The 228-nt window shown below is 39.0% G+C and carries 1 pseudogene; it reads right to left on the bottom strand.

Annotation, left to right across the window (positions count from 1 at the left end):
* Positions 1-228: pseudogene (locus PVV68_RS10155) on the bottom strand (hypothetical protein); the annotation flags it as partial.

Below are 228 nucleotides of genomic sequence, written 5' to 3'. Positions count from 1 at the left end.
ATTGCGTAAAACCTCATCAACGGAATGAATGATAAAATCCACAACCTCAACGGGGGTGTAAACAATCCCAAGCCTATCGGTGGTTTTCTTAAATGCCTTGGTAAAGAAATCTTCATATAGCTTGATAATAAGATTTTGTCTTGCTTGGGGGGAGGTAATCCCAGAGGCACGGAATTTCACACTGTCATAAAATTCTTGTAACTCTTTCGAAACCTCTTCAATATTGGT

The sequence above is a fragment of the Bartonella sp. ML69XJBT genome (assembly GCF_028618515.1).
GTDB lineage: Bacteria > Pseudomonadota > Alphaproteobacteria > Rhizobiales > Rhizobiaceae > Bartonella.
Note: the sequence above shows the minus strand (reverse complement) of the source record. Positions and strands in the feature narration are given on the sequence as shown.